Here is a 21,944-nt window from a genome sequence, read left to right as displayed (position 1 = left end):
TTCGATGTCTGTATACTTAGAAGCTCAGGTGTGTTTTAAATAAGTCGCCGTCGATATCAATGGCAAAGCTTCCGCCCTGTGCCTCGACCAGACTCCTTGCAATGCTGAGGCCCAGTCCGCTTCCCTCGGTGCTGCGGGACTTGTCGCCGCGGATAAAGCGTTCCATCAATTCATCTTCGGAGATGTTCAGCGGATACTTGGAGATGTTTTTGACTTCCAAATCCACACGTTCCTTATGTGTCAAGCTAACGTAGACACGGGTGTTTTCCAAGGTGTACTTATAAACATTGGAAAGAACGTTGTCGAGAATGCGCGAGGTTTTGTTCCCGTCGAGGGACAGGGTGTAATTTCCTTCAGCCGCATCGAAGACCACGGTCAGGTTCTTCTCTTCCAGTTTGTCTTCCCATTCGCCGATGACTTGTTCAACCAGCTGTTTAAAGTTCAGTTCCTGTAAGTCCACTTCCACATTGTTGCTGGAGAGCTTGGAGACTTCAAACAGGTCCTCGATGAGCACTTTGAGTCTGAGGGATTTCTCATGGACGACACTGCCGTAGCTTTTGATTTTCTCAGGATCGGTCTCGGTGCTGATCAGTTCCGAGTAGTTGATAATGGAGGTGAGCGGAGTCTTCAAATCGTGGGAGACGTTGGCGATGAGCTCGGTTTTCATACGCTCGCTTTGCACGGCTTTGCTCACTGCCTGATCCATGTTGTCGGTGATGGCATTGATATTTTTTGCCAGGCCGACAAAGGCGACTTCGGATTCGTCAATCTTCACATTGTAGTTGCCAGTGCTGATGATTTTCGCATAGCGCTCGATGGTATCCAAATCTTTGGCGTAGCGGCTCACACGGTTGAAGAAGAAGAACAGGAGTCCCGCCCAGAGGAAAAATACCACCAGATTGACGCCGGGATAGACGAAGAGCATGCTGGCCAAGAATCCGAGGACAAGAAGTACGCCGAAGATGAGGACGAGTTTCTTAAAGGCATCGGCACTGAGCTTACCCATCAGAGCATCGGAAGAGTCGATGATTTCTCCGGTGACGTGTCGGGTGCGGCGTTTCAGCCAGCGAACAAATCTCACGATGATACTGCTGCTGACAATCGGTGCGCGGAATCCTTCGGTGTAAAGGCCTTTGACGAAGTGCACCACGTAGGCGATGGCACAGCCGGCTGAGAATACGGCGATAAACATGATCAGGGCAATGGCTGCTTCTATCGGCAGCATAATCTCGCTGTTGTAATAGTTCCATGAGAAATAGTCCCAGGTTATCGCGGCGAAACCGAACCACAGTCCCATGCAGACCAGGACCACTTCTGCGGGAATGCTGGAGACGGTGCGATAGAAGCCCGCTTCCTTGCCCGCTTTATAGTTGGTGGCAAGAGCATAGATGAGAAGGAGCACTAAGCCGAAGACGAGACCCACCACGGCATTCGGCAGAGTGACAGCATTGACCCGACTTTCACTTAGCGCTTGATAATAGCTCGCGTCTTGGGTGTCCAGGGCATAGGTGAAGTTCATCCGTTCCACGCCGGAGGACGGGGTAATCACTCTAAAAGCTTCATAGATGGAGCGAACAAATTTATCCTTTTCTCTCTCCATCCCCGGTTTGTCCGGCATGGAAATCATGGACAAGTGAATGTCCCCGTTCTCATAGAGTCCGCTGACGACAATGTGGCTGTCGTCTTTAAAGTCGGCGGCTTTGACTTGGGGATCGACGTTGTTGTGCATCACATCGGAGCTGAGATAAAAGGTGCCGTAAATCGGGTCTTCCGTAATTTGGGTGGAGACTTCCGGATTGACAATCTCCATGTCCTTTGCGGCATTCAAGGCTTCCTCTTCTGTGTTGAAGCTTTGGAACCGCATACCCTTGCGGTTCATTCTAAGATAGACTTCTCCGGGATACTCCGCCTTGTACGCTTCGGTAAACGGCGCATTGGTCACCTTATATGAGCGAATGTAGTACTTGAAATAGTTCGGCACCGATGCGTAATCGTCATCCATATCCGAGAGAAGGGAGTTTTGTGTCAATATGCGATAGTCCCCTCGCGGACTGTCATACTGTTCATGATTCAAGAAGTTGACCTTTGCCGCACCTAAGGCGACAAAGACAGCCAGGATGGCAATGATACTGAAACCGGTTAAAATACCTTGGGTTGTATAGAGTGCTTTTTTTACATTATTCATTCAATCACCTACTTTGTTGCGAACTTATAGCCCAAGCCCCACACCACTTGCAGGTAGATGGGGTGTTTCGGGTTCAGCTCAATTTTTTCACGAATGCGTCGGATATGCACGGTCACGGTCTTGACATCAATAGCCGGCTCATTCCACACATTTTCATAGATCTCATCCACTGAAAAGACACGATTGGGATTTTCCATCAAGAGTTTTAAAATCATGAATTCAATGGATGTGAGATGGACGATGTCGCCGCGTACCTCTACGGTCTTGGCAAACAAATCCAGTTGGATGTCGCCGTGTGCGATGACTTTGTTTTTGTGCTGACCGTCACGGTACTCATAAAAACGACGAATGTTGGAGCTGACTCGCGCCATGAGCTCCAGGGGGTTGAAGGGTTTGGTGATGTAGTCGTCCGCGCCGATGTTCAGACCGATCACCTTGTCATACTCCTCCCCTTTGGCCGAGAGGATAATGATGGGCACGTAGCTCTGGGCTCGGAGCTGTAAGATAGCTTCTTCCCCGCTGAGTCGAGGCATCATAAGATCCATAATGACCAGATCCGCCCCTTCCCTTTGAAATGCCTCCACCGCCTCCACGCCGTCCTTGGCGTAGATCACGTCGTAATTGGCATTTTTCAAATAGATCCCGATGGAATCCCGTATGGCTTTGTCGTCTTCAGCAACTAAAATTTTATACGTCATCTCTACCTCCATGATTATCATACAACTTAGATATTACAAAACTTCCTCTAATTTATAACAAAAGTTTTAAGATTTTTTAAACGCTTCTCGCCGTGACGCCGTCGTGTCTTATGTCCCGCCGACAACGAATGGGCGCAGTGCCATCGAAGGACGTTTTCGCCGACAACGAACGGGCAGTGCCATCGAGACGTCCCCTCCGACGCCCTCTCATAGGATTGTTTCATTATACCAAATCCCCTGGCCTTTGGCTTCACCCTGGGATGAGGACTCATCTCCCGTCAAAGATGAGCACAAAAAAAGCCCCGAAGGGCTTATCTTTACTGATGTGTTCGTTATGATGCGTTCTTCTTATGCTTCGTCGGCTTCGTTGTGGTCTTCGGCGTCTGAGTGAACTTGATGACGAGATAGATGCCGCACACGGCGACCAGTGTGAGACTGACCAGCTGTGAGACACGAAAGCCGAGAAAGTACAGCGAGTCCGTCCGCATTCCCTCGACGATGAAGCGCCCTATGCCGTAGAGCACGCCGTAGAGGGCCGCAATGTGACCGTCAAACTTCTTCTTTTTATACATGACAAAGTACAGGAAGAGAAAGATGCCGATGTCCACCACAGATTCATAGAGGAAGGTCGGGTGGACACTCACGCCGTCCACGGTAATGGCCCATGGCACGTCGGTGGGTGTGCCGTAAGCTTCCTGATTGATAAAGTTGCCCCATCGCCCTATCCCCTGTGCCAGAGCGAGGCCGGGAACGATGGTGTCGGCGAGGCGCAGCGGTGAGATGCCCTTGTGTTTTGCGAAGAACAAAAGATACAGCGCCCCGGCAATGATGCCGCCGTAGATGGCAAGGCCGCCGTTTCGAATGGCGAGGATCTCCGTCGGATGGGCGGCATAGTACTCCCACTCGAATAGCACATAGTAGGTCCGGGCCCCGACCACGCCCACGAGGAGCGCCACGGTGGCATAGTTGAAGACGGTGTCTTTTTCAAAGCCTTCCACATCACCCAGTCGATTGCCGAAGTAGATGGCGAGGCCTGCCCCCAGCGCAATGAGGATGCCATACCACATCACATCCACGCCGAAGAGACTAAATGCGACACGGCTCATTCTGCTTGTCCTTCTTTGACGATGGCAACTCCGGCGCTACAGCCGAGTCGATCGGCACCGGCCTCAATCATAGCAAGGGCGGTTTTCAGATCTCGAATGCCCCCTGAAGCTTTGACTTTCAGATGCGTCACCGACGCTTTCATCAGTTTTACATCTTCGACGGTTGCGCCGCCCCGGTTAAATCCTGTGGAAGTTTTGACGAAATCGGCACCGGCCTCTTCTGCCAACTCGCACGCCCGTCGGATTTGTTCCGAGGTGAGCAGACAGGTCTCTAAGATGACTTTGACTATCGCATCGCCGCTGGCATCCACCACGGCTTTGATGTCGTCTCTCACAGCATCCTCCTCGCCGCTTAAGAACCGTCCGACGTTGAGAACCATGTCCACTTCATCAGCGCCGTTCGCCACAGCTTCTTTCGCTTCAAAGGCCTTGGCTGCGGATGTGGTAGCTCCCAGGTCGAAACCGATGACGGTGCAGACGTTCACGTCCGTATCTTTGAGTGCTTCATGAGCCATGGCCACCCAGGTGGGATTGATACACACGGAGGCAAAATGGTATGCCTTGGCTTCATCGATGAGCTGTTGTACCTGAGCCTTGGTGGCTTCGGGTTTTAGAAGGGTGTGGTCAATATATCGGTTTATAGTCATAGATTCCATCTCCTGTCACACGATACGTGCCGGGTTTGCACCGGGTCTGTATCATCTCTTTATACTTATCGCTGTCTCGAACGGCTTCGTCGTCGGTGTTTGCCACTTCAAAGGTGTAGTTGGTCTTGAAACTCGACACTTTAAAATAGTGATTTAACACCGCTTCCGTGCCAACAAATTGATTGACTTCCTTCTCGGCGCCGCCGCAGATGATGGCCACTCCAATTCTTGGCGCAATGGGTTCAAGCTTGAGGATAAACTTCCGAGACCAGTAGACTTGCAGACGATCCACAAACAGCTTGGCTACGCCGGCTATAGAATTGAAATAGATCGGCGCGGCAAAGATGACCAGATCCGCTGCCTCAAACTTGGGATATAACGCTGTCATATCGTCCTGTACCACGCACCGTGGTGCTTTTTGACAGCCGTTACAGGACAGACAATCCACAATATTCAAGTCCTTTAAGATGACTTTTTCCACCTCATCGCCTCGGCAATGGGTCTCAAGAAAAATATCCAAGGCGTCTTCGGTGTTGTGATGACGCCGCATGGCTCCCATTAGCGCAAGAACTTTCATAGTGCCCCCTATTCGTCGTCCTCAGGCTGATTCCAATTGTGGTAGACTTCTTGAACGTCGTCGTTATCTTCCAACATATCAATGAGCTTTTGCATATTCTTAATGTCATCGGCGTCAGTGAGGGTGGTGTAGTTTTGAGGGATGTTGGTGATGTCGGACTGAACGAAAGTATAGCCTTGCGCATCTAAAGCCTGACGAACGGCGTGGTAATCTTCCGGCGCCGTAGTAATTTCAAAGACTTCGCCTTCGTCTGAGACGTCTTCCGCCCCGGCATCCAGTGCGGTGAGCATGAGCTCGTCCCCGTCCACGCCTTCCGCTTCGATGACCATCAGACCTTTTTTGTCAAACATAAACGATACGGAACCCGGCGTGCCCATATTGCCGCCGAACTTGTCAAAGGCATGACGCACATCCGGCGCGGTGCGGTTGCGGTTATCGGTTAAACACTCCACCATCACGGCAATGCCGCTCGGACCGTAACCTTCATAGACCACTTCTTCATAGTTGGCACCGCTGTCGGCACCTGCTCCCTTTTTAATGGCCCGTTCGATGTTATCATTGGGCATGTTTTCAGCTTTGGCCTTATCGATGGCCACTTTTAAGCTGGGATTGTACTCCGGATCGGCGCCGCCTTCTTTGACAGCTACCATAATATATTTCGCAATCTTCGTGAACATCCGTCCACGCTTAGCGTCTTCTTTGCCTTTTTTCTGTTTGATGTTATGCCACTTTGAATGTCCTGACATAAGTACCTCCTTCAGTTCTATTGTCTTATTTTATCACAGTTCAAACATTAAAAAAACTTCCCCTCAGGGAAGCTTTGTTCGTCAGTTTCAGTCAACGGCGACAACTTCTTTTCCGTTGTAGTATCCACAGCTAGGGCACACTCTATGTGGTTGCATAGCTTCGTGACAGTTTGGACACTCGATAACCGTAGTCTTATTTAATCTATAAGAAGATGCTCTTCTCTTGTTCTTTCTTTGTTTGGATGTTTTGCGTTTAGGTACTGCCATTATTACACCTCCTCATCGTTAAATAAATTTTTGAGCTTTTCAAATCGTAAATCGATAACCGCTTCGTGATCACATCCACAGGGACCTAAATTTAAGTCCGCACCACATTGTGGACACAATCCCTGACACGTGTCACTGCACACCGTCTTCAAAGGCTGGGAGGTTATCACCAGCGCCATGACTTGATCGTCCACATCAATGGTCTCATCCTCTATCTCAAAGGTATCCAAGTCACTGTCTTCAAAGGCGTCATCGAAACGCGAGTCCAGCGCATAGGCTTCCATATGCCCTTGGACGTCAGTGGTCATCGGTTTCAGGCAGAGGTCACAGTGCGTCGCTAAAGAGTAACGGACATCCAAGTCCAGCTTCAGTGAGTTGCCGAGCTTGGTCAGCACGCCATCGTAGTGCACAGGATAGACTATTTCCAGTCCCCGGGTGTCATATTGTGTCGTGTTTGCCTCCAACTGCCCTTCAAAGTGTAAATTTTGATCGGGAGCAGCCAGAAATTCTTTAATCGTAAGCCTCATAACCACCTCAAAATTTCATACACGTTATTATATCTTAAAAATGCCTTGATTTCAAGGAAATTTTACTGAGAAACCCCTTTTATCAAGAGTTTTTTACACAGCTCGCTTAGTATATCACGTTTCGGCTGAAAATTCAAATTAGTGGGCGTTCTGCAGATTTGTCGCCTGATCACTTTCGATCAGCGCGTCGATAATCTCATCCAGCTCACCGTCGACAATGGTATCAATTTTATGGAGTGTCAGACCGATTCTGTGATCAGTGACTCGCCCCTGAGGATAATTGTACGTACGAATCCGCTCTGAGCGGTCTCCGGATCCAATTTGGGAACTGCGTGCTTCCGAAAGCTCACCCTGCTGTTCCTGGAGCTTCAGGTCGTAAAGTTTAGACTTTAAGACCTTGAGTGCCTTTTCCTTATTTTTAAGCTGAGATTTTTCATCCTGGCAACTGATGACAATGCCTGTGGGAATATGCGTCAGCCGGACGGCGGAGTCCGTCGTGTTGACGCTTTGTCCGCCGTTGCCTGACGAGCGGAACACATCAAACTTGCAGTCGTTTAAGTCAATTTCAACTTCTACATCTTCGGCTTCAGGCAATACTGCCACAGTGGCTGTGGAGGTATGAATGCGGCCTCCGGATTCCGTCTCCGGCACACGTTGGACACGGTGCACCCCCGACTCATATTTCAGTCGTGAGTAGGCGCCTTTTCCCAGAATCATAAAGATAACTTCCTTGTAGCCGCCGATACCGATTTCGTTGGTGTTCATAATGTCCACACGCCAACCATGACGCTCCGCATAGCGTACATACTGCCGGAAAAGCACCCCTGCAAACAGCGCCGCCTCGTCACCGCCTGCGCCGGCACGAATTTCCACAATGACGTTTTTGTTATCGTTAGGGTCTTTGGGAATCAGCAGAACTTTGAGTTCGTTATCCACGCCGTCGAGACGGTTCTCCGCCTCTTTCAAATCTTCTTTAATCAGCTCTTTCAACTCATCGTCGGCATCTTTGAGCAGACTTTTGTTTTCTTCAATCCGTGCAGTCAGCTCTTTATACTCTCTATATTTCATGACAATAGGCTCAATCTCGGCGTGTTCGATAGCCGTCTCCTGATACTTTTTCGAGTCGTTAATGACTTCCACATCACAGAGGGCATCGGTAAGAGCCTGATACTTATCTTCAAACACACTTAAATTTTCATACATGAGTTTCACCTCTTTTCCCCAAAATCACCCGAGGGCGATCTTCCATATCTAAAAACACGCTCGTCGTATACCCCTGAGCCGCCAAAATATCGGATACCGCCTCAGCCTGCCCCGACCCGATTTCAAAGATGAGCACGCCGTCAGAAACAAGATAGGGCGCTGCATCAGCGGCAATACGCCGATAAAAATCCAAGCCGTCAGCACCGCCGTCTAAAGCCAGCGCCGGCTCGTGCTTCACTTCGTCCTGTAAGGCGGCCATGTCCTTTGTGGGAATATACGGCGGATTGGAATAAATCACATCAAAAGTGCCTGTCACGCCACAAAATAAATCGCTTCGAATGACCGTCACGTCTGCCCCTAACCGTGTAGCGTTACGCTTGGTCATCTCCAGCGCCGCCTCAGATATGTCCGCCGCCGCAACGTTGGCCCCGGTTTCCAGCTGAACTGTCACTGCCACGGCGCCGCTGCCGCATCCCAACTCCAAAAACCGAGCTGTACTCTTAAGATTGCGAAGGATGACCTCCACGCTTTTTTCAGTGTCAAATCGGGGAATAAGCACTTCCGGCCCGACAAGAAAATCTCTGCCGTAGAAGTTTTGAACGCCTAAGATATATTGAAGCGGCTCGCGGTTCAGACGCCGACGCACCATAGCCATGACAGTTTGTACCTGCGCCTCAGTCAACTCCACCCGATTTAACAAAATATCCGTGCGACTATAACCAAAACACGTCATGAGCATACGTTCCAGTTCACTTTGTGCCGTGGTATACTCCAGCTCCTCGTAGAAAGGTTTGAGCTTCAGCAGCAGTTTACTTACTTCCATGTGTCGCTCTCTCCTGCCTCCGGCAGCACGGCATTAAGACTTGCAATGGCCACTTCAATCATATCGTCGGAAGGTTCCCGAACTGTGGCAAAACGTTGAATCAACAAACCAGGTTTGCGCACGACCCTGGCAATCCAACTGTCGGATTTACCCATCCATCGATTCACTTCATAAGCCAGTCCTGCAATCAACGGCATGGCTACGATGCGAGACAGCACCCGGATAATAAAGTTGGGCCATCCGAAAAGAGAAAGCACCAGGATGCTTATGATCATCACCATAAAGAGAAAACTGGTTCCGCAACGCGGGTGCTCAATGGGATACTTCTTGACATTCGCCACGGTGAGTTCCTCACGGGCTTCATAACAGGCAATGGATTTATGCTCACTCCCGTGGTATTGAAACACACGCTTAATGTCTTCCATTTTGGAAATGGCCATGAGATAGATGAAAAAGATGATAAGACGCAGTCCGCCCTCCAACAAGTTCAACCCTACATGATTTAAACGGCTTTTAAAAAAACCGGCCACGACAGAAGGCAGAACCATAAACATAAGGATGGCAAGAAGCATGGAAATGGCCACTGTCACTCCGGCTCCCGCAGTGTCTTCTTCGTCATCGTAAAAGGACGCGGAGTACATCAGGGCATCGACGCCTTTTAACATGGAGTCAATGAGTTTGTACGCGCCGCGGATAATGGGCCACGTCAGGACAGGATACTTGCCCGAAAGATCGTCGTCCGAATGAATTTGTACTTCAATATTGCCGTCAGGTTTTCTCACAGCATAAGCAATCTTCGAGGGCCCCCGCATCATCACACCTTCGATCAGAGCTTGGCCGCCGATGGTTGTCTTAAATTTTTCCTTCGCCATAGTCACTCCATAGTAAAAATGGTTAGCTTATGCTAACCACTTTCTTACTTGTCTCTATTATACTTTCTGTTAAACTTGTCAATACGTCCGCCACGGTCATTGGTCTTTTGTTTACCGGTGAAGAACGGATGGCAAGCTGAGCAAATTTCAACTTTGAGATCTTCTTTAACAGAACCGGTTTTGAATGTGTTGCCACATGCACAGGTTACTGTTGCTTCTTTATATTCGGGTTGAATGGATTTTTGCATAGTTCCTCCTCCATTATTTCTTTTTCTTTTTCAATATATAATCTTTAATGTCGATTTCTTCTTTGTCCGCTGTGATAACTTTAAAGTCATAGTCCGCCACCAAACCGACGCCCATACCGATTAAGGTTGCAACAGGTGCCAGGATAATCCCCACAGACGCTGCTGTCAAAGGCAAATTGAACACGACGTTTCCGGCTTTAGTGACGACCACTTTCGTGGCATTGGTGGATTTCCAAATATCGTGCAGTGCAGATTTGATCTCATCAAAGGTGATGTCATCAAAATTCAGACCGCCAAAATCAAAATCCCCAAAACTGCGTCCCTGTCCCGTTGTATTCTTGCTTTCAGTGAACGGTGTGACGGAAGATCGAATGGTATCAATTGCCGCTTCGACATCACCATCGTTGTCCAGTAAAGCATTTCTGACAACGGCATACTCCGCGCCGGTCACATTCATCACATAATCTATCTTTTCCATTGAAATCATAAGCAACCTCCTCAAACTTCTTCAATCGACTTTACATCCTTATCCTTACCCACAATGATTAAAACATCATCAGCTTCAAGAATGCGGTCCGGACGGGGGTTAACTTCCACGTCGCCATCCCGTTCAATAGCAAGAATATTGACCTGGAACTTTTTGCGCAGCTCGAGAAATTCAATTGTTTGATTTTCCCACTGAGGCAACACTTTAATTTCAGCAATGGAAATCTCTTGAGATATCTGAATGTAGTCCAAGAGATTGTTGGATGTTAAGTTATAGGCCACACGAAGTCCCATATCCCGTTCGGGATAGACTACTTCGTCCAAACCCAGACGCTTTAGAATGGACCCTTGCCGCAAAGTTTTGGCCTTGCCGATAATAAGGGGAATGCCGGCTTCCTTGGCCACAATAGTACTCATGACAGCCGCTTCAAAGTTCTCACCGATGGCAATGACTGCGCCGTCAAAGTTACTCAGACCCAGAGCGTTGATGGCGTTCTCATCCATCATGTCCACTTGAAGTGCCGTCGTCACCTGATCCGCTACACTTTGTACCCGTTCATAATTGTTATCCACGGCAAGAACGTCGTAGTGCAGTTCAGACAGCTTCGTCGCCACAGTTGAACCGAAGCGACCCAATCCAAAAACTACAAATGATTTCATTTATCCTACCATAATATCGCCACTGGCATAGCGAATGGCAGCCGTTTTGCGGCGACGCATGAAGGCTACAGCCAATGTCGTGGGACCGATACGCCCCAAATACATACTGATTGCAATAATAAGCTTCGACGGATCACTGAGCGCTGAGGTAATCCCTCGGCTCATCCCTACAGTGCCGAAGCCTGAGACTGTCTCAAAGAGCACATCTAAAAGAGAAAAGCGATCCACTTCGATGATGGTGATCAACAGCACCGCAACCATGACCGCAACCATGTAAATCATGGTGATAGCCACAGCCTTAAGTACCACATCTCTGGGAATAGCCCGACGAAAGAAAACAACATCACGTTCCCCTTTGATGACGGAAATCATCGTGGCCAAAATCACGCCGAAGGTGGTAGTCTTAAGACCGCCTGCCGTCGATGCCGGCGACCCTCCGATAAACATGAGCACAATCATAACGACGGCTGAAGCGAAGTGAACCTCGCCGATGGGAATACTGTTGAACCCTGCTGTACGTGTAATGGTGGACTGAAACAGTGCCGCAAGAAGCTTGCCCGGTGCACTGAGGCCTTTTAAGGTGTTGGCGTACTCCATAATGTAGATGAGCACCGTGCCCGCCGCTAAAAGCAGGGCCGACATCCACAACACCATTTTTGAATGTAGGGACAGTTTTTTTAAAGAGCGTTTTTTATAGATGTCGCTATAGACCCCAAATCCTAATCCGCCTAAGATGACCAGAATAATGATGGTGCCGTTTAAAATAAGGTCTTCCGGATAGGGTTCAAGGGACGAACCCAAGATGTCGAATCCGGCGTTGCAAAATGCCGAGATGGAATGAAAGACGCTGTATGCGAGCCCCCGCATCATTCCGAACTCGGGCACAAACCGAAGTGCCAGCACGACAGCGCCGATGCCTTCTATCACCAGTGTGGTCACCAAGACATTCTTGGTGAGTTTCACAAGACCTGTCAAAGTATCTTGATTGAGCTGTTCTTTGATGAGAAGTCGCTCTTTTAATCCCATTTTCACGTTAAACAACATGGCAATAAGTGAAAACATGACCATGGTGCCCACGCCGCCTATTTGAATCAAGGTGAGAATCACTGTCTTGCCGAAAGCACTGAAGTACTCTGCGGTATTCACCACAATCAAGCCCGTAACACACGTGGCGGAAGTGGAGGTGAAGAGTGCATTGACAAAGCCTAACGATTTGCCCTCTGCACTGCTGATGGGTAAATTCAAAAGGGCCGCTCCAATAAAGATCACCAACAAAAAGCTCACGCCAACCACCATGGGTGGATTGACAAAAAACTGATTCAGGCCGTTTTTCAGTTGATCTTTAAACCCTTTCACAATCTATTTAGTTTCCTTTAGCTACAGAAACTAATTCTGCAAATCCCTTTGGATCGTTGATTGCCATTTCTGAAAGCATTTTTCTGTTCACTTCGATGCCGGATTTTTTCAAGCCTGAGATGAACTTGGAGTAGCTCATGCCGTTCATACGTGCCGCAGCATTGATACGCGCGATCCAAAGCTTTCTGAAATCTCTTTTTCTTTGCTTTCTTCCGAAGTAAGCGTAGCTTAAAGACTTCATAACAGCTTGGTTAGCCGTTCTGAAAAGTTTGGACTTAGCTCCGAAATAACCTTTTGCTTGTTTTAAAACTTTCTTGTGTTTTTTCTTTGCATTAACTGCTCTTTTAATTCTAGCCATTGTTGCCCTCCTTACGGAATCATACGATCGATACGACGTTGATCGCCTTTAGATACCATTTGTGATTGTCTTAAATTACGAATACGCTTTGCGCTCTTCTTACCGGTTAAATGGCCTTTGAAAGCAGTAAATCTCTTAATTTTACCTGAACCTGTTCTCTTAAAGCGCTTTGCTGATGCTCTATGCGTTTTCATTTTTCCCATAGTCGTTCCTCCTTAATTTTCTTCGGCGTCTTTGAGAGGCGCTAGAAACATAACCATGCTGCGTCCTTCCATTTTAGGACGTTTATCAACGGTTCCGAACTCTGAAATCATCTCGGTGAATGTATCCAACACTTCGCGGCCGATATTGGTATGTCCCATTTCCCGTCCTCTAAAACGGACAGAGACTTTGACACGGTCGCCATTTTGTAAGAATTTCTTGGCGTGTTTCGCCTTGGTTTCCAAGTCGTGGATTTCAATACTTGGTGAAAGACGAACTTCCTTGATATTGATGACCCGTTGTTTCTTCTTAGAATCTTTTTCTTTTTTGATCAGTTCATAGCGATACTTGCCATAATCCATGATCCGACAAACAGGGGGTTTAGCTTGCGGTGCAATCTTGACCAGGTCAAGTTTCTTCTCAAAAGCTAAATCCAATGCATGATTGAGAGCTACGACGCCGATTTGGTTGCCCTGGTCGTCAATAAGCCGTACCTCTTTGTCTCTGATTGCTTCATTGATTTGAAGTTCCTTAATAATAGCACCTCCGGTTTAAGCCCACAAAAAAATGCGGGCACACAAAAGCCCGCACTAAAGAATTATAATTCTCAAGTAACCTTACAAGATCCTCGCAAGGTGAGAAGCGGACTTCTACTTAACAATGAAGCTATTTTACATGTTATGACAAACTTTGTCAACTATTCAGCGACAAAGTTCTGGATTTTTAGACCCAACAAATCAATAGCCACTTGATTATATCCGCCTTCAGGAATAATAAGGTCGGCATAGCGTTTGGACGGTTCGATAAACTGCAGATGCGCCGGACGTACTGTCTCCATATACTGGACGATGACTGAATCTAATGAGCGTCCCCGCTCTTTTAAGTCTCTGAGAATACGACGGATAATACGCACGTCGGAATCCGTGTCTACAAAGACTTTAATATCCAACAAGTCACGAATTTCTTCGTCGTAAAGAATGAGGATACCCTCCAGGATAATGACATCTGAAGGCTCAACGTGCTCCGTCTCGGCACGTCGATTGTGAATCTCATAGTTGTAGAGAGGTTTCTCCACGGCCTGTCCTGATTTTAAAGCCTTTAAGTGCGCCTTGAGCAAATCGTGATCAAAGGCAAAAGGATGGTCATAGTTTGTTTTAATTCGCTCTTCAAAAGGCACGTCGCTTTGGTCTTTGTAATAACTGTCCTCTTGAATGACGGTGACTTTCTGCGTGTCGATACTCTTTACAAGCTCTGCGGTTACAGTACTCTTTCCGGAGCCGGATCCGCCGGCAATACCTATAATAATGCGATCAGTCATGGCGTTCTTTCCTCAGATAAAATCCCGGCCGTACCGGTTGGTCCACGGCCATAGTGAAAACTTGCTTGGCTTTATTGGCCACCTCAATAGGCTCTCCTTTGTCATCCTGCATCTCTCGAACGACTTGGTTGAAAAAGGGTACGCCGGGTCCGAAGATTTCTACCGTCTCCCCTTCAAAAATTCGATTGCGCTGTTCAATGGTGGCTCGCTTGAGCTTCTCATCATAATCCAGCACCACGCCGATAAAATCATAGCCTCGAATATAGGAGTTGTCCGTATAGACCTGTGCATCTTCTGTGGCCTGACCGTAAAAGAAGCCTGTGGTGAAGTCTCTGTGACTCACTTTTTTGATCTCTTCAAGCAGACTCGGATCGTAGCGGTAATGTGCCGGATCGGCGTAGTACATGTCGATAGCTCGACGATAAGCCCCGATAACCGTTGCGAGGTAGTAATCACTCTTGACCCGGCCCTCGATTTTAAGCGAGCTGATCCCCGCTTCAATCATCTCGTCCAAATGCTCAATCATACAAAGATCTTTAGAGTTTAAAATAAATGAGCCTTCATCATGTTCTTCAATAGGAAAGTACTCTCCGGGACGTTTTTCTTCCACCAGATAGTACTTATATCGGCAAGCCTGAGCACAGTCCCCCATGTTGGCATCTCTTCCGGTCATGTAGTTGGAAAGCAGACACCGTCCGGAATAGGACATACACATGGCGCCGTGGGCGAAGGTTTCAATTTCAATGCCTTCCACCTGTTCCACAATGCGTTGAATGTCAGCCAGCGATACTTCCCGGGCCATTACGCATCGTGTTGCGCCGAGCTCTTTCCAAAAATTCACCGTAGCGGCATTAGTCACCGAACCTTGTGTGGAAATGTGAATGTCGACGTCGGTCACCTTTTTAACACGGCTGAACATCCCCGGATCGGAGATAATAAAGGCGTCCACACCAGCCGCTTCTAAGGCTTTGGCATAGTCTTCAATCCCTTCAATATCTTTCTCATGAGGGATGATATTCAGTGTGACGTGGACTTTTTTGCCCCGGGCATGAGCATAGGCCACGCCCTTTTTAATATTCTCAATGGTGAAGTTCTTCGAGGCCTTGCGAAGGCCGAAACTCTCACCGCCAAGGTAGACCGCATCGGCGCCGTAGTCAATGGCGGTGTACAGTTTATCCAAATCCCCTGCCGGGGCCAAAAGTTCAATTTTTTTCATGTTGTCTCCTAACTAATAACACGCCGTCACCGATGGGAATGAGCGTGGCAACCACCGTGTCGTCGTGAAGGACGGCATCCAAAAAGCGCCGCAGACGCTGCACCATAGTCTTAGTGCGCTTGAGCATCAACGCGTCATTTGTCACCTGTCCTCTAAAGAGTACATTGTCGCAGATCAGCACGCCCTCAGGCTTTAACAGGGGCATGGCAAGGTCATAGTACTTTTGATACTGTCCTTTCGCCGCATCCATAAAAATCACATCAAAGGTTTCGTCGATGTCTTGTAGTGTGTCAAGCGCGTCCCCCTGTCGGACTTCAATGACCGCCTCGAGGCCGTAGCTCGCAATATTTTGTCTTGCAATGTGTGTATAGTCGTCTCGCAGTTCCAGCGTGAGCAGACGCTTTAATGAAGCTTCCCTTGCAAAGCTTATAGCGGAATACCCGATGGCGGTGCCGATTTCCAAAAGGGATTCGGCTTTGAGTGTCGCCAGGAGAAAGTGAATCATCCGTTCCGTCTCGTACTCCACAATAGGCACAGCTTGTGCGGCCGCATAATCTTTTAAGTCGGCCAACCGCGCAGGGTCGTCAAAGGACTCCAAGTACGCGACGACATGGTCGTAATTTATCTGTCGATCGTCTCGCATAGTTCCTCACAAAAAAGGGAATCTTTCGATTCCCCTGTCTCTTTATATTTCCATAATAATTGGAAGAATCATCGGATTGCGCTTAGTCTGATCAAACAAGAAGCGCTTTAAGTCGTCACGAATGGCCGACTTTAAGGTCACCCAATCGCCCAGCTTTTGATTTTCCATACGGCTCAATGTCTTCTTGACCACATCTCTGGCATCGTCCATCAAGTCTCCGGACTCCCGTACATAGACAAAGCCGCGGGAAATGATATCCGGTCCAGAAATAACCCTGCCTTCCTTCTTGGAAAGAGTGAGGACGACGGCAATCAGCCCGTCTTCAGACAGATGCTTGCGATCTCTCAAGACAATATTGCCCACATCACCGATCCCCAAACCGTCGACAAAGATGTCTCCGGATGGCACATCCGCTACAAGCTTGGCACCACTTTGAGAAATTTCAAGGACATTGCCGTTTTCCATAATATAGATATTTTCACGAGGTGTCCCCATGCTCTCCGCAATTTCCGCATGATGGAGCAAATGGCGATATTCACCGTGATTCGGCACAAAGTACTTTGGACGAACCAGTGCATGAAGGAGCTTGTGTTCTTCTTCACAGGCGTGTCCGGATACGTGAATTTCTCCCAAGGACTCATAAATAACTTTTGCCCCAGACTCCAGAAGTTTATTGATGACGCTGGAAACCGCCTTTTCATTGCCGGGAATTGGATGGGCCGAGAGAATGACTAAATCATTCGGCGTCAACTGAATCTTGCGATGCTCGTTGTATGCAATACGAGTGAGGGCACTCATCGGTTCGCCCTGAGATCCTGTGGTGATAAGGACCAGATCACCGTCATCATACTTATTCATGTCCTTGACATCGATGATGGTGTCTTTTTTTACCTTCATGTAGCCCAGCTTCATTGCCGTCTCGGTGACGTTAAGCATGGAGCGCCCTGAAAGAACGACTTTTCGATTGTATTTTTCCGCCGCATTAATAATTTGCTGTACACGGTGTACGTTGGAGGCAAAGGTTGCAATGATAATACGCTGCTCTCCGGCTTGGGCAAAGATGCGGTTGAAGGTTTCGCCCACTTTGCTTTCACTCATGGTGAAGCCTTCGCGGATAATATTGGTGGATTCGCTGATCATACACAGCACTCCGGCATTGCCAATTTCCGCAATGCGATTTAAGTCAATGACTTCACCGCTGATTGGCGTGTAGTCCACCTTGAAGTCCCCGGAGTGGAAAATATACCCCAGAGGCGTCTTTACAGCAAGGCAACAGGCGCCCGGAATAGAGTGGTTGACATGAATCCATTCCACTTCCATCTTGCCCAGCTTCACATTGTCGCCGGCTTGCACGTCGTGTAAATCCACCTTGCCGACATTGTGTTCTTTGAGTTTGTTCTTCAAAAGCCCAATGGTCAGCGGCGTGCCGTAAATCGGCATTTTAATACGTTTCAACACATAAGGGATGGCCCCGATGTGGTCCTCGTGACCGTGGGTCAGCACCATGGCACGAATGCGATCTTTGTTCTGAATTAAATACGTGATATCCGGAATGACTGAGTCGATCCCCAAAAGTTCGTGATCGGGAAAAGTCATACCGCAGTCTACAATGATGATATCATCCTTGTATTCTATGAGAGTGAGGTTCTTTCCGATTTCCAGCATCCCGCCTAAAGGGATAATTCTCACTCTTTGATTATTTTTCATCTAGTCTCCTTGTTCTATGTCGTGATAGCAGTCTTTACAATATCCATAGAATTTAAGGCTGTGGTCGGTGATTTTAAAATCTTCCTCTTCTTCTATTTCTCGTTCTAAATTTTCCAGTAAATCCAATTTAAATTCCGTGACATGGCCGCACTGGATGCAGATTAAGTGATGATGGCGATGGGCCTCAGCATCTTTAAGTTCATAGCGCACAATGCCGTCATCAAATGTTATGGTGTTTAATATCCCCAGCTGTTCAAAGAGCTGCGTGGTACGATAGATGGTGGCAATACCCACGGAGCGATCCATTTTATGAACAATCCGGAAGGCTTCTTCCGTGGTCAAATGCTCCCCTTGGTGCTTGGCAAAGGCGCGATATACCAATTCCCGCTGTTTGGTAAGCTTGTAGCCGCCATCTTTTAAAAGTCGTATAAGGTCTTGTTTCTCAATAATAATATCACCTCAATTGAGGAATTCATCGCGATGTTTCAGATAGGCCAGATAGGCACGGTGGAGCTCGTCGGATTCCAAAAAACTGAGAGTCCGCTGACCATAGTCATCCTGATCGAGTTTTAATATGGTCGGAAAAGCTTTGGGATCTTGTGCTTCCACAAGGGCGACAAAGTGCTCTCCGTCTATGCTGAACCGTGCTGAGACATCATAGGCAACGACAGTATTGAATTCGTCCATAAAGAGTTGCCTCATATGTCCCTCCTTTGATCTAAGTGAGTTTGCAAAATATAAGTAGCTGCTATCTTATCTACGTATTTTTTGCGATCTTCACGTCGCACATCGCCTTCGATTAACACTCTTTCAGCAGATATCGTGGTCATTCGCTCGTCGATATAGGTAATCTCGACGCGAAATTTATTTTTTAACTTCTCAGCGAAAACCATCACTTTTTCTGCCTGAGGACCCAGAGTGTTGTTCATGTTTTTCGGCAGTCCCACCACAATGTTATGGATGTCGTATTCATGAATCAGGTGTTCAATGTCCTCATATGCTTTTTTGTTGGAAGTCCTTTCAATGGTTGTAAGGGGTTGGGCCGTTAAGTTCAATCCGTCACTGACGGCAACGCCAATCCACTTGTCTCCCACATCCAGTCCTAAAATCCTATTCATAACCACAACCTCAAAAGCACATATCGTCCCGTCGGGACTTTATGTAGAGGCCTAAGCCTCTTATTTTAAATAATTGCGCAGAAGTTCCCCCAACAGCTCGTCCCGTTCCACTTCCTGAATGATGGCACGAGCATTTTTAAAGCTTGTGATATACGTGGGATCCCCTGACAGGATATAGCCGATGATCTGATCTACGGGATTATACCCCTTTTCCTCCAATGCATCGTATACCGTCTTTAAAATATTTTGAAAGATTTCACTTTCCAAGGCTTCTTTTTCAAAAACTTGAGTTTGATGCTTATCAGTCATGACTCCTCCTCTTATGTGTTAAATCAATGCTTCGACATGAGCTAACGCCGCGTCCACTTTGCTGATATCTTTGCCGCCGGCGGTTGCCATGTCCGGACGACCGCCACCACCGCCACCGGTAACAGCTGCAACTTCTTTTATTATCTTACCCGCTTGATAGCCTTTTTCCGTCAGATCTTTGGAAACTGCCGTGACAAAATTTAATTTATCCTCATTGACTGTAGCAAAGACCACAATGACAGAGCCTACTTTCTCCCGAACGTCGTCAGCCATGTTTCTTAAGGTGTTCACATCCACGCCGCTAAATTTATAGGTCACGAAGTTCACACCGTCTTTGGATTGTACTTGGTTTATTATATCAGAAATTTCGTCTTTCGCCGATTTTAGTTTCATAGCTTCCATCGCCTTCTCCGTAGCGCGCACCTGTTCGGCGAGAGCTTGGACACGAGAGACAATGTCTTTAGGCTGTGTCTTTAAAGCTTCCGCCACAGCACCTTGTAAGTCAAGGGCGTTATTTAGATAACTATAGACGGCAGGGCCTGTGATGGATTCAATGCGTCGAACCCCTGAGGCAACGCCGCTTTCGGACAGAATTTTAAACATGCCGATTTCCGATGTGTTGGCCACATGGGTGCCGCCGCAAAGTTCCATGGAATAGTCTCCCATCGACAGTACACGGACGTCATCGGAATATTTTTCTTCAAAGAGACCGATGGCTCCCATCTTGTACGCACCTTCAGGATCGGTAAGCGTGGTGATAACCGGCAGATGGGCGAAGATTTTGTCATTCACAATCGTCTCAACACGGCTGAGGTCTTCCTTAGAAATGGCTTCAAAATGTGTAAAGTCAAATCGCATACCTCGATCGGTGACTTCCGACCCGGCTTGAGATACATGATCGCCCAGAACATCTTTTAATGCCTGATGCAGAAGATGGGTCACAGAGTGATTGCGGCGAATGTTGTCTCTGCGTGAGGTGTCAATCGCCCCATGAATCGACTCCGCCTTGGCAAGTCCTTCTCTGACTTTGACATGGTGGAGGTGCAGACCCGTCTTGGTTTTTTTCGTATCCAAAACGTCCAGGACAAAGCCTTCCCCTTCCATCGTTCCGGTATCCCCGATTTGTCCTCCGGACATGCCGTAAAACGGTGTGCATTCCAGCACGACAATACCTTCATCGCCTTCGTGAAGTGACGTAACCTTCGCACCATCTTTAAAAAGCGCCATGATGCGGCTGTCGGCTTCAGTCTGATCATAACCTACAAAAGTGTTCGTCAGTCCGTCAAAGACGTGCTCGCTTTCTTCCGTATTCCAACCCATTTCATCGGTATCACGAGCGGCACGGGCACGGTTCTTTTGCGCTTCCATGTGCGCATTAAACCCTTCAATGTCACACTTGAATCCAGCATCTTTGAGGATGTCTTCCGTAAGATCCACAGGAAAACCATAAGTGTCATACAGTTTGAAGGCATCGGCGCCGTCCAAAGTATCTTTGCCCGCCGCTTTCAGCTCTTCAATTTTTCTCATCAAAAGTTCATTGCCTTTGTCGATGGTCTCGGCAAACTTTTCTTCTTCCCGTCGGATGGTATCTACAATAGCATCCCGATTGGCAGTGAGGTCTTGGTAGTGCGCCCCCCAGGACTTGATGACTTCATCGGTGAGTTCATAGAGAAAAGATCCGCTCAACCCCAAATTTTTGCCATGTTTTGCCGCACGGCGAATCAGACGTCGCAGCACATAGCCTCGACCTTCGTTGGAAGGACGGATAGAGTCGGAGATCATAAACGTCATGGCACGAATGTGATCGGTAATAACGCGAATGGACTCGTCAAATTTCGGGTCATCGCCATAATGAATGCCCGCTTTTTTTGCCAAAGCTTGAATAATATTTTGCAGTGCGTCCACTTCGAAGATATTATCAGTCCCCTGAAGTACTGTCGCAATCCGCTCCAGCCCCATCCCGGTATCAATATTTGGGTGAGAGAGGGGATGATAGACTCCGGACTCATCTTTGTCAAATTGGGTGAAAACTAAATTCCACACCTCAATAAATCGGTCGCAGTCACAACCCGGTTTACAGTCCGGATCGCCACAGCCGTACGCTTCCCCGCGATCCACATAAATTTCAGAGCAAGGACCTGACGGACCCACTTCCAGTTCCCAGAAGTTGTCATCTTTTCCCAGACGAACAATCCGCTCTTCCGCAATACCTATCTCGTCACGCCAAATGTCGTGAGCTTCGTCATCATCTAAAAAGACCGTAACCCACAATTTTTCCGGTTCAATCTCAAGACGTGTCGTCAAGAACTCCCACGCCCAGCTGATGGCTTCTTTTTTAAAGTAATCGCCGAAAGAGAAGTTGCCCAACATTTCAAAGAAGGTGGCGTGGCGATCCGTTTTGCCTACATTTTCAATATCTCCGGTACGGATGCATTTTTGACAGGTTGTCACACGGCTGCTCGGCGGCGTGAGTTCCTTGGTGAAATACTTTTTCATCGGTGCCATCCCCGCGCCAATGAGAAGCAGGGATTTGTCCCCTTTTGGAATCAGAGAAAAACTGTCCAACACCAAGTGATTTTTACTTTCGAAAAAAGATAGAAATTCGCTGCGAATATCTTGAAGGTTTAAATGCTTCAAATCGTTACACCTCATTTAAAATCCTCCCGAAAGGGG

Annotated in this window: 28 protein-coding genes; all 28 read right to left on the bottom strand. The window is 47.9% G+C overall.

Going from position 1 to position 21,944, the window contains the following annotated elements; translation table 11 throughout:
• Positions 1–16: 16 nt before the first annotated feature.
• Positions 17–2,185, bottom strand: a complete 2,169-nt coding sequence (locus O6R05_RS02080; protein ID WP_271191883.1) for a sensor histidine kinase — start codon at positions 2,183–2,185, stop codon at positions 17–19.
• Positions 2,186–2,193: 8 nt separating this feature from the next.
• Positions 2,194–2,883 (bottom strand): response regulator transcription factor, encoded by a 690-nt coding sequence (locus tag O6R05_RS02075; protein WP_271191882.1) that lies wholly within the window; start codon positions 2,881–2,883, stop codon positions 2,194–2,196.
• Positions 2,884–2,930: 47 nt separating this feature from the next.
• Positions 2,931–3,107 carry a hypothetical protein gene (locus O6R05_RS02070; protein WP_271191881.1) on the bottom strand — a complete coding sequence of 59 codons (177 nt, stop codon included), beginning with the start codon at positions 3,105–3,107 and terminating at the stop codon, positions 2,931–2,933.
• A 108-nt stretch (positions 3,108–3,215) separates the two neighbouring features.
• Positions 3,216–3,989 carry a prolipoprotein diacylglyceryl transferase gene (lgt, locus tag O6R05_RS02065; RefSeq protein WP_271191880.1) on the bottom strand — a complete coding sequence of 258 codons (774 nt, stop codon included), beginning with the start codon at positions 3,987–3,989 and terminating at the stop codon, positions 3,216–3,218.
• On the bottom strand, positions 3,986–4,636 hold the full coding sequence (gene deoC, locus O6R05_RS02060) for a deoxyribose-phosphate aldolase (protein WP_271191879.1): 651 nt from the start codon (positions 4,634–4,636) through the stop codon (positions 3,986–3,988). The genes lgt and deoC overlap by 4 nt, the downstream gene beginning before the upstream one ends.
• A complete protein-coding gene (locus O6R05_RS02055; protein WP_271191878.1) occupies positions 4,614–5,213 on the bottom strand; it encodes a flavodoxin family protein in 600 nt (199 codons plus the stop codon). The genes deoC and O6R05_RS02055 overlap by 23 nt, the downstream gene beginning before the upstream one ends.
• A gap of 8 nt (positions 5,214–5,221) precedes the next feature.
• Positions 5,222–5,959 carry a YebC/PmpR family DNA-binding transcriptional regulator gene (locus O6R05_RS02050; protein ID WP_271191877.1) on the bottom strand — a complete coding sequence of 246 codons (738 nt, stop codon included), beginning with the start codon at positions 5,957–5,959 and terminating at the stop codon, positions 5,222–5,224.
• 87 nt (positions 5,960–6,046) lie between these two features.
• Complete coding sequence (rpmF, locus tag O6R05_RS02045; protein WP_271191876.1) at positions 6,047–6,226, bottom strand: 50S ribosomal protein L32; 180 nt, start codon at positions 6,224–6,226, stop codon at positions 6,047–6,049.
• 2 nt (positions 6,227–6,228) lie between these two features.
• On the bottom strand, positions 6,229–6,753 hold the full coding sequence (locus O6R05_RS02040) for a YceD family protein (RefSeq protein ID WP_271191875.1): 525 nt from the start codon (positions 6,751–6,753) through the stop codon (positions 6,229–6,231).
• A gap of 138 nt (positions 6,754–6,891) precedes the next feature.
• The gene (gene prfA, locus O6R05_RS02035) at positions 6,892–7,956 is read right to left on the bottom strand and encodes a peptide chain release factor 1 (RefSeq protein WP_271191874.1); all 1,065 of its coding nucleotides are present in this window, start codon (positions 7,954–7,956) and stop codon (positions 6,892–6,894) included.
• Positions 7,949–8,779: a peptide chain release factor N(5)-glutamine methyltransferase gene (gene prmC, locus O6R05_RS02030; RefSeq protein ID WP_271191873.1), complete on the bottom strand. Its 831-nt coding sequence runs from the start codon at positions 8,777–8,779 to the stop codon at positions 7,949–7,951. The genes prfA and prmC overlap by 8 nt, the downstream gene beginning before the upstream one ends.
• The gene (locus tag O6R05_RS02025) at positions 8,770–9,651 is read right to left on the bottom strand and encodes a DUF1385 domain-containing protein (RefSeq protein ID WP_271191872.1); all 882 of its coding nucleotides are present in this window, start codon (positions 9,649–9,651) and stop codon (positions 8,770–8,772) included. Before O6R05_RS02025 ends, prmC begins: the two co-directional genes overlap by 10 nt.
• A gap of 44 nt (positions 9,652–9,695) precedes the next feature.
• Entirely contained in the window at positions 9,696–9,899 is a 204-nt protein-coding gene (gene rpmE / locus O6R05_RS02020; RefSeq protein WP_271191871.1) for a 50S ribosomal protein L31, read from the bottom strand.
• A 13-nt stretch (positions 9,900–9,912) separates the two neighbouring features.
• Positions 9,913–10,386: a DUF4342 domain-containing protein gene (locus O6R05_RS02015; RefSeq protein WP_271191870.1), complete on the bottom strand. Its 474-nt coding sequence runs from the start codon at positions 10,384–10,386 to the stop codon at positions 9,913–9,915.
• 11 nt (positions 10,387–10,397) lie between these two features.
• Entirely contained in the window at positions 10,398–11,045 is a 648-nt protein-coding gene (locus O6R05_RS02010) for a potassium channel family protein (RefSeq protein ID WP_271191869.1), read from the bottom strand.
• Positions 11,046–12,401: a TrkH family potassium uptake protein gene (locus tag O6R05_RS02005; RefSeq protein WP_271191868.1), complete on the bottom strand. Its 1,356-nt coding sequence runs from the start codon at positions 12,399–12,401 to the stop codon at positions 11,046–11,048.
• 7 nt (positions 12,402–12,408) lie between these two features.
• Positions 12,409–12,759: a 50S ribosomal protein L20 gene (gene rplT, locus O6R05_RS02000; protein ID WP_271191867.1), complete on the bottom strand. Its 351-nt coding sequence runs from the start codon at positions 12,757–12,759 to the stop codon at positions 12,409–12,411.
• A gap of 11 nt (positions 12,760–12,770) precedes the next feature.
• Positions 12,771–12,962 carry a 50S ribosomal protein L35 gene (gene rpmI, locus O6R05_RS01995; RefSeq protein ID WP_271191866.1) on the bottom strand — a complete coding sequence of 64 codons (192 nt, stop codon included), beginning with the start codon at positions 12,960–12,962 and terminating at the stop codon, positions 12,771–12,773.
• 12 nt (positions 12,963–12,974) lie between these two features.
• Complete coding sequence (gene infC, locus O6R05_RS01990) at positions 12,975–13,499, bottom strand: translation initiation factor IF-3 (RefSeq protein ID WP_271192283.1); 525 nt, start codon at positions 13,497–13,499, stop codon at positions 12,975–12,977.
• 158 nt (positions 13,500–13,657) lie between these two features.
• Complete coding sequence (gene udk, locus O6R05_RS01985; protein WP_271191865.1) at positions 13,658–14,278, bottom strand: uridine kinase; 621 nt, start codon at positions 14,276–14,278, stop codon at positions 13,658–13,660.
• On the bottom strand, positions 14,271–15,494 hold the full coding sequence (locus O6R05_RS01980; protein ID WP_271191864.1) for a peptidase U32 family protein: 1,224 nt from the start codon (positions 15,492–15,494) through the stop codon (positions 14,271–14,273). Before O6R05_RS01980 ends, udk begins: the two co-directional genes overlap by 8 nt.
• Positions 15,481–16,137 carry an O-methyltransferase gene (locus O6R05_RS01975; protein WP_271191863.1) on the bottom strand — a complete coding sequence of 219 codons (657 nt, stop codon included), beginning with the start codon at positions 16,135–16,137 and terminating at the stop codon, positions 15,481–15,483. Before O6R05_RS01975 ends, O6R05_RS01980 begins: the two co-directional genes overlap by 14 nt.
• A 42-nt stretch (positions 16,138–16,179) precedes the next feature.
• Positions 16,180–17,844, bottom strand: a complete 1,665-nt coding sequence (locus O6R05_RS01970; RefSeq protein WP_271191862.1) for a ribonuclease J — start codon at positions 17,842–17,844, stop codon at positions 16,180–16,182.
• Entirely contained in the window at positions 17,845–18,225 is a 381-nt protein-coding gene (locus tag O6R05_RS01965; protein WP_313791023.1) for a Fur family transcriptional regulator, read from the bottom strand.
• A gap of 78 nt (positions 18,226–18,303) precedes the next feature.
• Entirely contained in the window at positions 18,304–18,546 is a 243-nt protein-coding gene (locus tag O6R05_RS01960; RefSeq protein ID WP_271191861.1) for a hypothetical protein, read from the bottom strand.
• Positions 18,543–18,962 (bottom strand): Holliday junction resolvase RuvX, encoded by a 420-nt coding sequence (gene ruvX / locus O6R05_RS01955; RefSeq protein WP_271191860.1) that lies wholly within the window; start codon positions 18,960–18,962, stop codon positions 18,543–18,545. Before ruvX ends, O6R05_RS01960 begins: the two co-directional genes overlap by 4 nt.
• 60 nt (positions 18,963–19,022) lie before the next feature.
• Positions 19,023–19,271 (bottom strand): IreB family regulatory phosphoprotein, encoded by a 249-nt coding sequence (locus tag O6R05_RS01950; protein WP_271191859.1) that lies wholly within the window; start codon positions 19,269–19,271, stop codon positions 19,023–19,025.
• Positions 19,272–19,289: 18 nt separating this feature from the next.
• Positions 19,290–21,923 (bottom strand): alanine--tRNA ligase, encoded by a 2,634-nt coding sequence (gene alaS / locus O6R05_RS01945; RefSeq protein WP_271191858.1) that lies wholly within the window; start codon positions 21,921–21,923, stop codon positions 19,290–19,292.
• Positions 21,924–21,944 lie beyond the last annotated feature (21 nt).

Source organism: Peptoniphilus equinus, from assembly GCF_027921445.1.
Classification (GTDB): Bacteria; Bacillota; Clostridia; order Tissierellales; family Peptoniphilaceae; genus Peptoniphilus; species Peptoniphilus equinus.
The sequence above is the reverse complement of the archived record's forward strand: the minus strand, read 5'-3'. Positions and strand labels throughout refer to the sequence as shown.

Bases quoted from the DNA above. Each gene is read 5' to 3' on its own strand.
- O6R05_RS02080 (WP_271191883.1), bottom strand. From the start codon at position 2,185: ATGAATAATGTAAAAAAAGCACTCTATACAACCCAAGGTATTTTAACC.
- O6R05_RS02075 (WP_271191882.1), bottom strand. From the start codon at position 2,883: ATGACGTATAAAATTTTAGTTGCTGAAGACGACAAAGCCATACGGGAT.
- O6R05_RS02070 (WP_271191881.1), bottom strand. From the start codon at position 3,107: ATGAAACAATCCTATGAGAGGGCGTCGGAGGGGACGTCTCGATGGCAC.
- lgt (WP_271191880.1), bottom strand. From the start codon at position 3,989: ATGAGCCGTGTCGCATTTAGTCTCTTCGGCGTGGATGTGATGTGGTAT.
- deoC (WP_271191879.1), bottom strand. From the start codon at position 4,636: ATGACTATAAACCGATATATTGACCACACCCTTCTAAAACCCGAAGCC.
- O6R05_RS02055 (WP_271191878.1), bottom strand. From the start codon at position 5,213: ATGAAAGTTCTTGCGCTAATGGGAGCCATGCGGCGTCATCACAACACC.
- O6R05_RS02050 (WP_271191877.1), bottom strand. From the start codon at position 5,959: ATGTCAGGACATTCAAAGTGGCATAACATCAAACAGAAAAAAGGCAAA.
- rpmF (WP_271191876.1), bottom strand. From the start codon at position 6,226: ATGGCAGTACCTAAACGCAAAACATCCAAACAAAGAAAGAACAAGAGA.
- O6R05_RS02040 (WP_271191875.1), bottom strand. From the start codon at position 6,753: ATGAGGCTTACGATTAAAGAATTTCTGGCTGCTCCCGATCAAAATTTA.
- prfA (WP_271191874.1), bottom strand. From the start codon at position 7,956: ATGTATGAAAATTTAAGTGTGTTTGAAGATAAGTATCAGGCTCTTACC.
- prmC (WP_271191873.1), bottom strand. From the start codon at position 8,779: ATGGAAGTAAGTAAACTGCTGCTGAAGCTCAAACCTTTCTACGAGGAG.
- O6R05_RS02025 (WP_271191872.1), bottom strand. From the start codon at position 9,651: ATGGCGAAGGAAAAATTTAAGACAACCATCGGCGGCCAAGCTCTGATC.
- rpmE (WP_271191871.1), bottom strand. From the start codon at position 9,899: ATGCAAAAATCCATTCAACCCGAATATAAAGAAGCAACAGTAACCTGT.
- O6R05_RS02015 (WP_271191870.1), bottom strand. From the start codon at position 10,386: ATGATTTCAATGGAAAAGATAGATTATGTGATGAATGTGACCGGCGCG.
- O6R05_RS02010 (WP_271191869.1), bottom strand. From the start codon at position 11,045: ATGAAATCATTTGTAGTTTTTGGATTGGGTCGCTTCGGTTCAACTGTG.
- rplT (WP_271191867.1), bottom strand. From the start codon at position 12,759: ATGGCTAGAATTAAAAGAGCAGTTAATGCAAAGAAAAAACACAAGAAA.
- rpmI (WP_271191866.1), bottom strand. From the start codon at position 12,962: ATGGGAAAAATGAAAACGCATAGAGCATCAGCAAAGCGCTTTAAGAGA.
- udk (WP_271191865.1), bottom strand. From the start codon at position 14,278: ATGACTGATCGCATTATTATAGGTATTGCCGGCGGATCCGGCTCCGGA.
- O6R05_RS01980 (WP_271191864.1), bottom strand. From the start codon at position 15,494: ATGAAAAAAATTGAACTTTTGGCCCCGGCAGGGGATTTGGATAAACTG.
- O6R05_RS01975 (WP_271191863.1), bottom strand. From the start codon at position 16,137: ATGCGAGACGATCGACAGATAAATTACGACCATGTCGTCGCGTACTTG.
- O6R05_RS01970 (WP_271191862.1), bottom strand. From the start codon at position 17,844: ATGAAAAATAATCAAAGAGTGAGAATTATCCCTTTAGGCGGGATGCTG.
- O6R05_RS01960 (WP_271191861.1), bottom strand. From the start codon at position 18,546: ATGAGGCAACTCTTTATGGACGAATTCAATACTGTCGTTGCCTATGAT.
- ruvX (WP_271191860.1), bottom strand. From the start codon at position 18,962: ATGAATAGGATTTTAGGACTGGATGTGGGAGACAAGTGGATTGGCGTT.
- O6R05_RS01950 (WP_271191859.1), bottom strand. From the start codon at position 19,271: ATGACTGATAAGCATCAAACTCAAGTTTTTGAAAAAGAAGCCTTGGAA.
- alaS (WP_271191858.1), bottom strand. From the start codon at position 21,923: ATGAGGTGTAACGATTTGAAGCATTTAAACCTTCAAGATATTCGCAGC.